The sequence below is a fragment of the Bacillus cereus group sp. BfR-BA-01523 genome (genome assembly GCF_022662615.1).
Lineage (GTDB): Bacteria > Bacillota > Bacilli > Bacillales > Bacillaceae_G > Bacillus_A > Bacillus_A mycoides.
In genome coordinates this window covers 474942-489402 of record NZ_JAKUDX010000002.1, presented here as the reverse complement: position 1 = coordinate 489402, position 14461 = coordinate 474942, and the positions used below count along the sequence as shown (strand labels likewise).

Here is a 14461-nt window from a genome sequence, read left to right as displayed (position 1 = left end):
TAAATGACAAAAAGAAGCTCCAAAATAGGAACTTCTTTTACTTAATTTCTATATCAGCAGAATGAATGTGGTGCACTTGTCCTTGATGATCCTCAAGTAACAATACACCATCCTCCGTAATTCCTTTTGCTAGCCCATTAATAGTTTCCTTCATCGTTCGAGCTGTAATTTCTTTTCCGATACTTACTGCGTAACTTTCCCAAAGAATTTTAATAACAGAGAAGCCATTTTTTAAATACTCTTCATACAATTTCTCTAGTTGCAAGAAAATTTGTTGCATAAGTTCCGCACGAACAATCGGCTTACCCGATTCAATTGCTAATGAAGTTGCAATTTGCTGAATTTCCTCATCAAAATGTTCTTGTTTCTGATTTGCATTAATGCCAATTCCCATAATAACAGCATTAATTTTATCTGGATCAGCTTGCATCTCCGTTAATATACCGACAGCTTTTTTACCTTGAATTAAAATATCATTCGGCCATTTAATCCCTACGTTTACACCGGTACATTTTTCAATTGCTTGCGCTACGCTAACAGCTGCTAATAAAGTAAGCTGTGGTGCATGATGAACTGGAATCGAGGGACGCAAAATAATACTCATCCAAATTCCTGTTCCTTTTGGGGAATACCATTTTCTACTTAAACGTCCTCTACCTGCTGTTTGTTCTTCAGCAACGACAATTGTTCCCTCTTCTGCGCCTTCATAAGCAAGTCTCGCTGCAATATGCTGAGTAGACTCAACCGATTCTTCAAAATAAACCGTTCTACCGATACGCTCTGTTTGTAATCCTAATTGAATCTCATTCGCAGTTACTTTATCTGGTTTACTAGCAATTCGGTACCCTAAGCGGCGTACAGCTTCTAGTTCATACCCTTCATTACGAAGGTCCTCCATATGCTTCCATACAGCGGTTCTCGAACAACCAAGTTTGTCACTAAGTATTTGACCAGATACAAATGCACCATCTGCTTCAGAAAAAACTTGTAATAACTGCTTTCTTATAGTAGATTGCATCTTTGTAGCCACTCCCTTATATCCTCTTTCTTATTAACTAAATCTCCTTGTACGATTGCTTCTTCAATATTTTGAAGCATTTCGGCAACCCACGGACCTGGCTTTTTATCTGTCCAGCTTAATAAATCATTACCAGTCACATTCATTTCTTGACGATTTTTTATCGGCAATGCATGAAATAATGATTGTACTTGCTTAACAGACGCACTATTATAACTTTCTATTATCGCTTCATATACTCTTTCCGCCATCTCAGCGATGCGAATCCCAGTTTTATAAAGAAGGATTGTATCCCACTCCTTCTCCTTTCTAGAACGAATTGCTAATATAACCGCTACGATATCTTTAATCTTTTTATTCGAGAACTTCCATTGCCGCAAAAAGACAGATGGATGCTCTTCTCCGATACAATATAAGAAAAATGCCCAAGCCTCAACGTCTGTTTCAAAAGAATCCCATTTATACTGCGTAGCTTTCAAGAGTCTTTCTTCTGACATTTGCAAATATGGCAGATGAGAAAATAGCTTCGTTTCTACTAACTCTTGAAGACCATTCACACAATATGCACCGGTCAACAATTTTTCAAATTCAACTGTAATTCTTTCAATCGCTATATGTTCGAGCAAATGTCCATACGTTTCAATTGCTTGTTTCGTCTTTATTTCCAAAGAGAAACCTAACGTACTTACGAACCGAATACCACGCATCATTCGCAGTGCATCTTCTTGAAAACGGTCTGCAGCATCTCCAACCGTTGTAATTTCCTTCAGACGAATCGCTTCTTTCCCAGCAAATAAATCAACCATTTCGCCTTCCTCTGTCATTGCAATTGCATTCATCGTGAAATCACGTCGTTTTAAATCCTCTTCTAATGAACGGACAAATTGAACACTACTAGGTCTTCGAAAATCTTCATATTCGCTTTCTGTTCGAAAAGTAGTTACCTCATACGGTTCACCATTTTCTACAACAATTACAGTTCCATGCTCAAGACCAACCGGAACATGTCTTGGGAAAATAGCCATTACTTCTTCTGGTAAAGCAGATGTTGCGATATCGATATCTCCAATCGGTCTATCGATAATAAGATCGCGTACACTTCCACCAACGAAGTAAGCCTCATGTCCGCGCTGTTTTAACATCTCAATAATTGAACTAGCTTTTTTAAATCTTTCCATTCTTGTCATCCCTTAGTATGTCATAATAAATCGCCTCATACTGTGAAACGATTTTTTCCGAACGAAACTGCTCATATACAGATTTCATCGCTCGCTCTCCCATATTACGGTGAAGTTCTTCATTTTCTAGTAGCTGAATTGCTTGCTTAGCTATTCCGTCTGTATCTCCAACTTCACATATATATCCTGTTTCACCATGTTGAATGACCTCTGGAATGCCCCCAACCCTCGTTCCGATACTAGGCACACCACACGCCATCGCTTCTAATATAACAAGACCAAAACTTTCCTTTTCTGATAAAAGTAGCATTAAATCACTCATCGCAAGAAGCTCTGCAACATTATCTTGCTTTCCTAGGAATAAGACACGTTCCTCAATATGTAAACTTTTCACCAATTGTAAAATAGTACAGAACTCTGGTCCATCACCAACAAGAAGCAATTTCGCATCTACTTCCTTTACAATTTTGGCAAATGACTGCACAACATCCTGTACACGCTTAACCTTTCGGAAATTTGAAATATGAATCAACACTTTTTCATTTTCTCGTATACCATATTCTTTTTTTAATTGAGACATATCACGTTTGAAATAAACACGTTCATCTACAAAATTGTATACCGTCTCAATTTCTTTATCTGGTTTTACAAGTTCATTTGTTTCTTCAATTAACGAATGTGACACAGCTGTAACAACATCAGATTGTTCAATACCAAAGCGAATTAAATTATTTAACGAAGGGTCGGAACCTAACACAGTAATATCCGTTCCATGTAAGGTCGTAACAATTTTAATACGCTCCCCAATCATTTGTTTTGCTAAATATGCACAAATAGCATGAGGGATTGCATAATGCACATGTAAAATATCAAGGTTTTCTCTTTGAGCAACCTCTGCCATTTTACTCGCTAATGCTAAATCGTAAGGTGGATATTGAAAAACAGAATATTGATTTACTGTTACTTCGTGAAAATAAATATTCGGGTACACTTTATTCAACCGAAATGGTACACCCGATGTAATAAAATGAATTTCATGCCCGCGTTCCGCCAATTGCTTTCCTAACTCTGTCCCAACAACCCCAGAACCACCTACAGAAGGATAACATGTAATACCTATTTTCAATTTCATTTACATCCCCCTATTAAATCAGCATGTAATAAAACCGGTTTCTTACTCATAAATCCTTCGGCATACAGCACTCCAACTTCTTTCCCAAACATCTTCTCCCGAGCGATTACAGTTTCAACGTATCCTTCGGTTAATGGCGTCTTAACACCATCACTCCCTGTTGAAAACTGACTTTCATACGCTTCTAACGCTTCCACCTTTTTAGAAAGGTATTCACTAATATCTATACAAAAATTCGGTTTATGAAAACCATTAATCATATAATTATAAAAAGACTCTACACGGTGCGGCGGAAGTTCAGGCATATATTTACGAATTCCCGCTGAAAAGATAGCTTCTTCCACAAGTTTCGCGCAATTAGCATGGTCTGGATGACGATCTTCGTAGTATGGTGCGAAAATTAGTGTTGGTTTATATGTACGAATAATCTTTACAATTTCACGTATATATTCTTCTTTCATATACAAACCACGGTCTGGCATCGCTAAATTAATTCTCGTTTTTACTCCCATAATACGAGCTGCAGCCTTTGCTTCTTCTTTTCTTAGTTCTACCGTTCCATTTGAAGAAAGATCAGCTTCTGTTAAATCGCAAATGCCTACTTCATATCCTTGCTTCGTATACTTTGCAATGGTACCTGCCATGCCGATTTCAACATCATCGGCATGAGCACCAAACGCTAATATATGTAATCCACTCATAATTGTTCCCCTCATTTTCTTAACTTTCGGTAATCTAAATCTCCCCGCTCTAATGCATGCATTAGCATTTCAGCACTTGCCATATTTGTTGCTAATGGGATGGCGTATACATCACATAAACGAAGTAACGCATTAACATCTGGTTCATGCGGCTGGGCTGTTAGTGGATCCCGGAAAAAAATCACCATATCCATCTCATTTTTTGCAATCATTGCACCAATTTCTTGATCGCCACCAAGAGGACCGGATTGATATCTTGTTACAACTAAACCAGTTGCCTCCATAATACGAAGTCCTGTCGTTCCTGTTGCAAAAAGTTCATGTTTTTCAAAAATTGGTTTATATGCGTATGCGAACGAAACCATATCATCTTTCTTTTTGTCATGTGCGATTAAGGCAATTTTCATCCGTTGTCTCCCCTTTAGTCGATAATATTTTCTAAACCGTACACAAGATGATCAAGGTTCATTACTGTTTCAATTGATAGTTTTACACCTGACATAAATGATGCACGGTTGAATGAATCATGACGAACTGTTAACATTTGTCCATCTCCGCCGAACATTACTTCTTGGTGTGCAATAAGCCCTGGTAGACGTACGCTATGAATGTGAATACCGTCTACATTTGCACCACGTGCCCCTTCTAATTGTTCCGTTTCATTAGGATGCCCTTGCTCTTTTGGCACACGATTTTGACGGATTAATTCTACTGTTTTTACAGCTGTACCAGATGGTGCGTCTAATTTTTGATCATGGTGTAATTCAATTACTTCAACATCTTGGAAGTACTTCGCTGCCATTTGTGAAAATTTCATCATAAGAACTGCACCAATCGCAAAATTTGGAGCGATAATTGTTCCTACTTCTTTTTCTTTTGCGTTTTCTGTTAATTGCTTTAGTTCTTCTTCAGTAAATCCAGTTGTACCAATAACTGATCGAAGTCCACGTTCAACTGCAAGTGTCACATGTTTCTTTCCAATTTCTGGTGTTGTTAAATCTAACAATACATCTGCTTCTACTTCATCTAAACAAGTATGTAAATCCGCGTAAATAGGTGCATCTAGCGCTGGCATTCCCGGTAAATCAGAAATTTTTTCTCCGCCATGCTTATAATCAATTGCTGCTACTAAATTGAAATGCGCTGTTCTTTCCATAAGAAGGACTGCTTCATATCCCATGCGTCCTCGTGGTCCAGCGATAATTACTTTAATTTCTTTCATGCGTCTTTCTCTCCCTCATCAATACGTGTCCAACGATCTTTATCACGTGTATTAAATTTATTCATTACAATGTTATGCGCTGTTTCTAAATCAATATTTAAACTATTTGCCATACAAATCATAACAAATAAAACATCTCCAAGCTCTTCCTCAACACTTCGTTCTTTCTCAGTCGTTTTCTTTGGTTTCTCACCATAATAATGATTAACCTCTCTTGCAAGCTCTCCCATTTCTTCAGTTAAACGAGCCATCATTGCAAGCGGACTAAAATAACCTTCTTTAAATTGACCGATATATGCATCTACTTCTTTCTGCATATCTTTCATCGTTTTTGCTTCCATACTAGTCACCTCTTATTCCTTCCTCTTTCATGTTAGCCAATTCATCGCGATTTGACAAATATTATTCCCTCATATCACTATTTACGACTCTTTTTAGGATAGACTATAATAAAGTGAAACTTCTTTTGCGTGATTTTTGCAAAAAATCAGCCTGAACCAATCGGGTTCCTACGGCTGGTTCGACCTTTTCTTCTTCGCTTTTCCCTCTACCAGCCGTTGGGACGGGATAAAGCGAAACTTTCTTTTGCAGTTTTTCCGCACAATATCAGGCTGAACTAATTAAGCTCTTATACCATTCTCTATTTTTACTATCAACTAGAAATAACTTATTACTATGTTCTATCGTTTAAGAGGAGCAATGCAATCATTACATAATTAGGGGGATTTCTAAATGAAATCAAATTTGAAGATTCGAAATATCATTTTTATTTTAATCGGTTCCGCTATTTTTTCTTTCGGTATTGTGAATATCAATATTGAAAACCATCTTGCAGAGGGTGGATTTACCGGCATTACGCTATTATTATATTTTAAATTTTCACTTGATCCTTCCTATACAAACTTAATTTTAAACGTCCCTCTATTTTTCATTGGCTGGAAATTACTCGGCCGAACAACATTTTTATACACATTAATCGGTACATTTAGCGTCTCTTTATTCCTTTGGGTGTTTCAGCGCTACGAGGTTCTCAACTTACATTTAAACTTGCAAAATGATATGACACTGGCTGCTTTATTCGCTGGGGCATTTATCGGCATAGGACTTGGAATTATATTCAAATACGGCGGGACTACTGGCGGTGTTGATATTATCGCAAGGCTAGCTCACAAATATGTTGGCTGGAGTATGGGAAAAACGATGTTTATGTTTGATGCGGTCGTTATCATTATCTCCATTCTTACATATTTATCATATCGCGAGGGCATGTATACGTTAGTTGCTGTTTTTATCGGGGCTAAGGTTATTGATTTCATGCAAGAAGGTGCTTATGCAGCAAAAGGAGCAACTATTATTTCTGATAAAAACGATGAAATTGCTTCAAAAATTTTATCCGAAATGGAGCGCGGAGCAACCTTTTTAAAAGCAGTTGGATCCTATACAAAAATAGAACGTAATGTACTATATTGTGTTGTTGCTAAAAATGAAATCGTAAAATTAAAAAATATCATTATTTCAGTAGATCCACATGCCTTTGTCGCTGTAAGTGATGTACACGATGTTGTTGGTGAAGGATTTACATTAGATGAAAATAAAAAACCGTTACATAATTAAATTCAGCTAGAAAAGCTCTGTAGCTTTTCTAGTTTTTTATTATAAATCTTTTAAGTTTCTCCAAATCCTCATAAATAAGCTCCAACAAACTCCGATTATAGAAAATAGAAGCTGGATGAAAGGTCGGAAAAATATGATATTCTTTTTCTGACCAAATAAATTCTGTACTGCTGCTATCTTTCAATCGCTGCACAGGTTGCTTTAACAATTCTCCATGAACATCCGTAATTTTATTATTTTTACCAACTAAACGCTGTAATGCAATATTACCAAGTGTGACAATAACCGGCTGCTGTATAAATTCCAGTTCATAATCTAGCAAAGGTGCATGGGCAAGTATCTCACCTTGATTCGGTGTTCTATTGTACTTCTTCTGTATTATTTCGCCATTTCGTTCCCTTTTCTCTCTCCATTTATAAGGTCTACTCCGGACCGCACTCGTAATATATACTTCTTCCCTTGTAACGTGAATACGTTCTAAAAATTCCATTAAATGTTTTCCCGCTCTCCCACTAAATGGAATCCCATTATGAATTTCTGTTTCACCAGGTGCTTCTCCAACAAGCATTAATTTCGGGTTTTTAGGGCCCTGTCCACTTAAAAAACCTTCTAATTGGTATGTAGCACTACGCTCCTTCACTTGTTTAACTAAATAATATGGATATTCTATGTCCGTCACCTTCTTTCATCATTTCATACTTATCTTTATTTTAACTAGTTCTATACCCCATATTCTCTCTATTATTTCCATTTGTAACATATTATAAGATTCAATCCACAAAACAAAAAAAGACTATCAAAATTGATAGTCTTTAATCGTCGCTACGCTGCATACCAGTATAAATTAATACGAGACGTAATAATTCAAATACTGCTACAGCAGCTGCTGCTACATATGTTAATGCTGCCGCATTTAATACTTTACGAGCTTGACCGTACTCATCTGTTGATACGATACCAAGTGCTTCAATTTGTTGCATTGCGCGTTTTGATGCATCAAACTCAACTGGTAATGTAACAAGTTGGAAAATAACACCTGCTGCCATTAAAATAATTCCTAGTAACAACAAACCAGACATTTGTGCAAATACACCAATTAGGACAAAAACCCATGACATGTTTGAACCAAAATTAGCAACTGGCACTAACGAATGGCGTACACGCATAAAGTTATAATCTTTCGCATCTTGAATTGCGTGTCCTACTTCATGTGCTGCTACAGCTGTACCAGCAACTGAATGACCATAATAGTTATCTGTCGATAATCTAACCGTCTTTACACGCGGGTCATAATGATCTGACAAATGACCTGGCGTTTCTTCTACGGCTACATTGTACAATCCATTTTCATCTAAAATTTTTCGAGCCACTTCCGCTCCTGTCATACCTGATGTTGAATAAACTTGTGAATACTTGCTATAGGCACTACGTACTTTTGACTGTGCATACAACGGTATGATCAAAATGATCGCGAAGTAAATTAAATAAAACATCATAAACCTCCATTGAAGTTTTAATTATAGTACTTCTCATTCTATTTTTTTCTTCCACCGTTGTCAATAAATAAACCTTACAATCCGTATCTTTATTTATGCGTATTATCTATCTTTAGAATGCAAGTTGCTTCTCCGCTTCTCTCTCTCCCCTTTATACTTTCTCCATCCAACATACGTTAAAGTGAACAAAATAAGTCCTCCAGTAATTGTCATAAACCAAATGAGAGAGGGAGCAATCTCATCTTTTTTTACTGTATGAAATATTTTTTGCAAATCACCTTTAATAATCCCTAGTTGCATTTGTCCACCTTTCGTTTTTAACATAACGTTACGAAATTCATCCAAATAAGATAAATGTGCATTTACACGCTGCGCTTCGTTTTCTGGCAGAGCAATCATTAAACTAGGATAAATAATATTAAATTCATTTAAAAATGTATTTAGCGTCTGTTGGAACTGTCCATCATCTTCTTTTTCCATCGCCTTTTCTACTTGAGAAAAAGCATTCATTATCTTTCTTTCTCTTTCCATCCAAAGTGGCTGATATTTAGATACTTGTGCATCAACAGCAAGTTGTAACGCTAACATATTATCCACTTTAACTTGCCTATCTGAATCTTCCGCGAGAGATTGTTTCGCCTTATCGTATGCTAAAGAAACGACTCTAATTTGTCCCGGAGTTACTTTTGAATTATTTTCATTCTCCTTTGATAGAAATTGCTCTGAGAAATGGTACAGTACTTGTATTGCCTTTTCATCTTCTTTTTTCTTCACTAACTGCAAAGAGTCATCTAGCAATCCAGTTAGTTCACTCCACTCTTCAGCATATATACGTACTGGAAACATTATAATTAGAAATGCTATCAGTCCAATTAATGTTCTCTTCATCCCGGTCCCCCCTATAACTACTAGTACAAAATATGTGGAATTGGACAAGAATAGAACAGAACAAAACCAAAAAATATATTATCTCTATGAAAACAAAAAAATTCTCTTTAAACAGAGAATTTTTTCTTTGAAACCCTTTTCTTTTTCACTAAATATTTATACACACCGTAACAAAGCATGCTACCACCTAAAATCAATAATAAAATAATACATGCAGCATGCATAAAGAATTCTTCCGGTAACATTAAAATAACCGGATCTGTTTCAATATCAAACATCCAATAATCATTGCTAAATAAAAGCTTATGAAATAATACGAAACTCTTTTCAAAATTAATAGCAATTGGTAACGTAAGAGCTATTGGAAAAATAATTGTAAGAATCGCTCCGTGAAGTAAAAACTTTTCTTTTTTCTTTTTTAATAAATACGCTCCTCCTAATACAGCAATTACAATCGTTCCATACATTATATATTGAATCTTTACTAAAATATTTTTAACATCTACAAAATGAATGCGTCCATTTGTGGACATATCTAATGTCGGCAATTGTAATGCACCTTCATAAAACGGCGATAAATATGTAATAAGCACATCATAGTTTCTCTTAATTTCATCTTTCGTCATATCCGCTAAATCTGGAATATTTAAAAAATCAATTTCAAAATAATACAACCATTTTCCATATACAACTACCGTTGTCGCGAGAGCGAAAACAGAAAATGCTATGCAATAGGAAACTACTAAAGTGATCAATCGATCCAATATGTTTATACCGCTCTTATTTTTCTTCATTTTCTCCCCCTAAATGTCCTCACCATCATAAAGAAAACTGTTTTCGGTTCTCACGTAAGCAATAATAATATGTAATACACAGTACAGCAATACTTAACCAAAACGTAAAATAACCAATTTTCTCTACAAATAAATGCATAATCCCATATCTCGGCATTTGCCAAAATAAATAATCAATTGCATCATTATGTAATGTCCATATGCCAACTACAGTGAAGTGCCATTTTTTTATCCGATAAAACGGAGCATATAACATTCCCTGCACTGCCATCGCAAAATGAGATAACATTAACATATATCCCATAAGGCCAATAGGGCCTTTTACATAAATCATAATTGCATTTACAACAACAGCCCAAACACCATATTTTATTAAAGTAACTATCGCTAGCGCTTCTATTAACCCCCAGTTCTTCTTCATCAAAAAAGCAATTAAAACAAAGACAAAAAAGAGAGTCGCCATAGGGCTATCTGGTACAAACGGCCAAAATATAGGTGAGGTTTCTTTTAATTGATTTCCATACCATATGAATCCGTAAATTGTACCTAATATGTTAACAACCAATAAAAATAATAGTACCGAACGTTGCCTTAACATTGCATACAAGTAAGCCAATCTGTATGTCCAACACCTTTCAAACAAAGTAATTCTTTCATCGAACTCTACTCTATTATATAGCAAACTTTCCGTCATCGTAGAGTAGAAAACTGAAACAGATTAAATTTTCTTTAGGGATGGCTTTGCTATATCCCTTTTCTGTTTCAGCTTCCCCTCATCAAACCGTACGTGAGGTTTTCCCTCATACAGCTTTCCGATGCTCTTCCTTCTTTAGCTTTCAGTTTGTTCTAGCTTCCTACTTTCACGAGTGTGTATGTTATTTTCTACATCAAGTCCTTGATACGACCATGTTTCTTTTCTTATTCCAGAAAAGGTTAAGCCGTTCTAAGACGTACCAATTTATTTTACCGAGCCACTTCTGTCCAATTGAAGATAGGCTATAATAATTTTTGAATCCTTGTAGAATTCTATTTAAACCTTTCACCATCAAACAGTGCCCAGCTTAGCTAGGCACGCAAAATAAAAAGCTGACCACAGATTTTGTAGTCAGCTTTTCTATTATTTTTTATTATACTTTGCAACGAATTCCGAAAGCTTTTTCAGTTCCTCATCTGTACCTTTAAATACACCTTTAGGCATTGAACCTTTTCCATCTTTCGCAATTTTAGCGATTTCTTCTGGTTTTAAAGTTAAGTTTTGCAAAGCCGGTGCTGCCGCTCCGCCCTGTAAATTGTCACCATGACATGTTAAACAAGTATTTTTTTGCATCAACTTGTAGCCGTCATCATTTTTATCAACTGGTGCTGTTTTTACAATTGCTCCTTGTTTTTTTGCAGCTTCCCAATCGTGGTGTGCTACAGATTCCCAAGTTAAAAAAATAATCGATGCAATTGCTAAAAGCATAAACCCCGTTGCTACAGGACGCTTCAATGGCGCTCTTTCTGGGCCTCGATCTAGAAACGGAGCTAATAGTAACGCTCCAAACGCAATCCCCGGCATAATAAACGCACCAATTACAGTAAATGAGCCTGAAGCATACGAATACTTTAATAACTGATACAAGAATAAGAAATACCAATCTGGAAGTGGTATATATCCTGCATCTGTAGGATCCGCCATTCTCTCAAGCGGTGACGGATGCGCCACTGTTAAACATAAATAACCGACTAAAAAAACTGCACCAACCATCCATTCTTTTAACAAGAAATTCGGCCAAAACGCTTCTGTTTTCCCTGGATATTCAGAATAATCTTTTGGAATATTTGGTTTCCGGGCTACTGGTACCCGAGAATCTCCTACAAACTTCATCCCTTTGCCGCGATGCATAATCTCCCTCCTTTTGTTCTTTCCCCTTTAATTTAGCAATCTCTTATAGCGGACCGGAAATACCTTGTTTGCGAATCATGATGAAGTGGAAGGCCATTAAACCTAGAAGTGCTGCTGGTAAGAAGAAGACGTGAATAGCAAAGAAGCGAGTTAATGTTTGAGCGCCAACGATTTCGGAATGACCAGCGAGTAATGTTTTAATATAAGGACCAATGAGCGGCGTTTGCTCTGCAATTTGAATCCCTACTTTCGTAGCAAATAACGCTTTCATATCCCACGGTAATAAATATCCGGTAAAACCAAGACCTAACATAACAAAGAAAATAAGAACACCAACAATCCAGTTTAACTCACGAGGCTTTTTATACGCACCTTGGAAGAAAACTCTAAGTGTATGTAAAAACATCATTACAATTACGAGACTAGCGCCCCAGTGATGCATACCACGAACAATTTGCCCGTAAGCTACTTCATTTTGTAAATAATAAACCGACTCCCAAGCATTTTTAATATCCGGCACATAATACATCGTCAAAAACATTCCGGACAAAATTTGAATTACTGTAACGAAAAAGGTAAGTCCTCCAAAGCAATAGACGAATGCAGAAAAGTGATGTGCCGGGTTAACATGCTCAGGTACTTCATGATCAGCGATATCACGCCATATCGGTGTAATATCTAAACGTTCGTCCACCCAATCATAAATTTTATTTAACATCTACTTTGCACCCCCTCTTGGCTTCGCTTTTCCTAAATACAGCGTTCCATCTTTCACTTTAGACTCGTACACATCAAGCGGAGCAAGAGGCGGTGTGCCTTTAATGTTCATCCCATCTTTTGTGTAACGTCCCCCGTGACATGGGCAAAAGAATTGATTAGGATGTGCTTTGTCCGAATTCCAGTTCACTGTGCAACCTAAATGTTTACACACTGGAGAAAATGCAACAATGTCTCCGCTTTCATCTTTATGCACCCAAGCAGATTTTGGCTCTTCAGACTTGTACCATCCGTCAACCTGCTTCACCTTAAAATCGAAGCGCTTCGGCTCTGTTGTAATATCCTTTACTTGTCCAACAGCAACCATATCTGTTCCCACTTCTTTTCTTAACACCGGATCAAGCGCAAACCTCGTCATCGGCATTAAAATACCCGCCGCCATAAAGCCTCCTACCCCTGTAAGTGTGTAATTTAAAAACTGTCTTCTTGACACACGATGTTCTTTCTCGCTCACGAAAATTTCCCCCCTCTATCAGAAATTGTCCCCTCGTGAAAAAATTATATAAAAAATAAAAACTAGGACACTATCATGATATAATACCCTCTTGCATAGGTCAATATCATACTACTCGTAATAATAAGAACTTTCTGTTTATTATTATTTTATCCATCTTTCTTCCAACATTTCCATAATATTTTTTATGTGTGCACGAATAACTTCCCTTTTCGCTTGGTCACTAAATTGCTCTAATGATAACGATGGAAACCAAAATAAATCACCCTGCACATCTCTCATATCTTCTTTCCATGAAAAGTCACTTGTCACATAGGCAATATGCTTAAAACCTTGCCTTTTTAAATGATCTGTCCATTCTTGCAAACGGTCTTTTTCATTCTTTTGGCTCTCTACCAAATACGTAAATGCGGGCAGTAAAAGCACTCTTCCTTTATACTCCCTTTCCAACTCCATACTCAAAGCCTCAATAAATTCACCTTGCTCTACAACCATTTTCATCTCTTTTGCTGCCGAAATAGACAAAAGGGGTATAATCCCTGTATCTACATACTCCCTCGCTTGCTCAAACTGTTCTACATCTTTTACAATCCATTTCACCTTTTCTCCCCTCCTCCATTTGAAATAACAGAACTTTCACTTTATATATATTAAACCATACTAAAAGAGGTAAAAAAAGAAAAACTACCTATTATTAAGTAGTTTTTCTTAAAAAGTCTGAATTTCGTAAAAATTACATAATCAAAATGAATTCTATAAAATTTTCAACTCTGCTGTTAACCTATGAAATGCTTCCTTATCTTGCTTATCCAAAGCTTCATCAATTTGTTTCAAAAGACGTTCTCTTCTAAATGAGAATACACTTTCTTCTAAAAATCGTTCTGCAAGCAATCGATCTTTTTCATTCACTTCAATATGCTTTGGCAAATATGGGTTTTCTTCTAATACAGCTACATAGTTTGCATTTTGGAACGATGATTTAAAATTAAGCTGAATATAAATATCCTCATCTCGATTCAAACGAATATCATGAAACGATTTTTCTGCATCTGTTGTCATTACATTTTGTTTAAAAAAATGAAACGGTGTGTCTTTCACACAATTTGCTGACATTACTAAGCCACGCGGACAATATTTTGCATGTTCTACGAAGTGGACTTTATGCATTAATTGATCGTGACTCATTAAATAATTCAAAATCCATACACATTCACGCTGTTTCAGTTGGTAATTATTCAAAAACCATTTTACAAAATCCTTCTTCTCGTTTACAGAAACAGGGGTATTCATAGCGATTAAGTC

General features: G+C 36.4%; 18 protein-coding genes. 1 reads left to right on the top strand and 17 read right to left on the bottom strand.

All coding sequences use genetic code 11. From position 1 onward, the window contains the following. Positions 1-37 precede the first annotated feature (37 nt). Genes MR066_RS06965 through MR066_RS06935 form a run of 7 tightly spaced genes read right to left on the bottom strand, consistent with a single transcriptional unit; the run spans position 38 to position 5592 of the window. On the bottom strand, positions 38-1018 hold the full coding sequence (locus tag MR066_RS06965; RefSeq protein WP_002086594.1) for a biotin--[acetyl-CoA-carboxylase] ligase: 981 nt from the start codon (positions 1016-1018) through the stop codon (positions 38-40). Continuing rightward, a complete protein-coding gene (locus MR066_RS06960) occupies positions 1003-2196 on the bottom strand; it encodes a CCA tRNA nucleotidyltransferase (protein ID WP_242246352.1) in 1194 nt (397 codons plus the stop codon). Before MR066_RS06960 ends, MR066_RS06965 begins: the two co-directional genes overlap by 16 nt. Next, entirely contained in the window at positions 2183-3328 is a 1146-nt protein-coding gene (gene bshA, locus MR066_RS06955) for an N-acetyl-alpha-D-glucosaminyl L-malate synthase BshA (protein WP_002086596.1), read from the bottom strand. The genes MR066_RS06960 and bshA overlap by 14 nt, the downstream gene beginning before the upstream one ends. Continuing rightward, on the bottom strand, positions 3325-4029 hold the full coding sequence (bshB1, locus tag MR066_RS06950; RefSeq protein ID WP_002011848.1) for a bacillithiol biosynthesis deacetylase BshB1: 705 nt from the start codon (positions 4027-4029) through the stop codon (positions 3325-3327). Before bshB1 ends, bshA begins: the two co-directional genes overlap by 4 nt. Before the next feature lie 11 nt (positions 4030-4040). Continuing rightward, the gene (mgsA, locus tag MR066_RS06945) at positions 4041-4436 is read right to left on the bottom strand and encodes a methylglyoxal synthase (RefSeq protein WP_000684753.1); all 396 of its coding nucleotides are present in this window, start codon (positions 4434-4436) and stop codon (positions 4041-4043) included. Positions 4437-4450: 14 nt separating this feature from the next. Further along, positions 4451-5251: a dihydrodipicolinate reductase gene (gene dapB, locus MR066_RS06940; protein WP_002126457.1), complete on the bottom strand. Its 801-nt coding sequence runs from the start codon at positions 5249-5251 to the stop codon at positions 4451-4453. After that, positions 5248-5592: a nucleotide pyrophosphohydrolase gene (locus tag MR066_RS06935; RefSeq protein ID WP_002011846.1), complete on the bottom strand. Its 345-nt coding sequence runs from the start codon at positions 5590-5592 to the stop codon at positions 5248-5250. Before MR066_RS06935 ends, dapB begins: the two co-directional genes overlap by 4 nt. Positions 5593-5983: 391 nt before the next feature. On the opposite strand from MR066_RS06935, the gene MR066_RS06930 reads away from it, so the two are divergent. Beyond that, entirely contained in the window at positions 5984-6865 is an 882-nt protein-coding gene (locus tag MR066_RS06930; RefSeq protein ID WP_242246343.1) for a YitT family protein, read from the top strand. A gap of 28 nt (positions 6866-6893) precedes the next feature. Here MR066_RS06930 and MR066_RS06925 read toward each other — a convergent pair whose 3' ends face one another. The 10 genes from MR066_RS06925 to MR066_RS06875 form a co-directional block, all read right to left on the bottom strand. Further along, complete coding sequence (locus MR066_RS06925; RefSeq protein WP_002011844.1) at positions 6894-7544, bottom strand: uracil-DNA glycosylase; 651 nt, start codon at positions 7542-7544, stop codon at positions 6894-6896. A gap of 133 nt (positions 7545-7677) precedes the next feature. Next, positions 7678-8358 carry a zinc metallopeptidase gene (locus MR066_RS06920; RefSeq protein ID WP_002086606.1) on the bottom strand — a complete coding sequence of 227 codons (681 nt, stop codon included), beginning with the start codon at positions 8356-8358 and terminating at the stop codon, positions 7678-7680. A gap of 105 nt (positions 8359-8463) precedes the next feature. Then, positions 8464-9249: a sporulation protein YpjB gene (gene ypjB / locus MR066_RS06915; protein WP_002141040.1), complete on the bottom strand. Its 786-nt coding sequence runs from the start codon at positions 9247-9249 to the stop codon at positions 8464-8466. Positions 9250-9356: 107 nt separating this feature from the next. Next, positions 9357-10043 (bottom strand): lipoprotein intramolecular transacylase Lit, encoded by a 687-nt coding sequence (gene lit / locus MR066_RS06910; protein ID WP_242246341.1) that lies wholly within the window; start codon positions 10041-10043, stop codon positions 9357-9359. Positions 10044-10068: 25 nt separating this feature from the next. Further along, positions 10069-10659 (bottom strand): lipoprotein heptaprenylglyceryl N-acetyltransferase LhaT, encoded by a 591-nt coding sequence (gene lhaT / locus MR066_RS06905; protein WP_002126441.1) that lies wholly within the window; start codon positions 10657-10659, stop codon positions 10069-10071. Between the two features lie 501 nt (positions 10660-11160). Then, a complete protein-coding gene (gene qcrC / locus MR066_RS06895; protein ID WP_002011836.1) occupies positions 11161-11928 on the bottom strand; it encodes a menaquinol-cytochrome c reductase cytochrome b/c subunit in 768 nt (255 codons plus the stop codon). A 43-nt stretch (positions 11929-11971) separates the two neighbouring features. Then, positions 11972-12646 carry a menaquinol-cytochrome c reductase cytochrome b subunit gene (qcrB, locus tag MR066_RS06890; RefSeq protein WP_000932700.1) on the bottom strand — a complete coding sequence of 225 codons (675 nt, stop codon included), beginning with the start codon at positions 12644-12646 and terminating at the stop codon, positions 11972-11974. After that, the gene (qcrA, locus tag MR066_RS06885; protein ID WP_002030772.1) at positions 12647-13159 is read right to left on the bottom strand and encodes a menaquinol-cytochrome c reductase iron-sulfur subunit; all 513 of its coding nucleotides are present in this window, start codon (positions 13157-13159) and stop codon (positions 12647-12649) included. It abuts the gene before it with no gap. A gap of 144 nt (positions 13160-13303) precedes the next feature. Next, positions 13304-13759, bottom strand: a complete 456-nt coding sequence (locus tag MR066_RS06880; protein ID WP_002030770.1) for a YpiF family protein — start codon at positions 13757-13759, stop codon at positions 13304-13306. Positions 13760-13912: 153 nt separating this feature from the next. Next, complete coding sequence (locus MR066_RS06875) at positions 13913-14449, bottom strand: ReoY family proteolytic degradation factor (RefSeq protein ID WP_002086615.1); 537 nt, start codon at positions 14447-14449, stop codon at positions 13913-13915. Positions 14450-14461 lie beyond the last annotated feature (12 nt).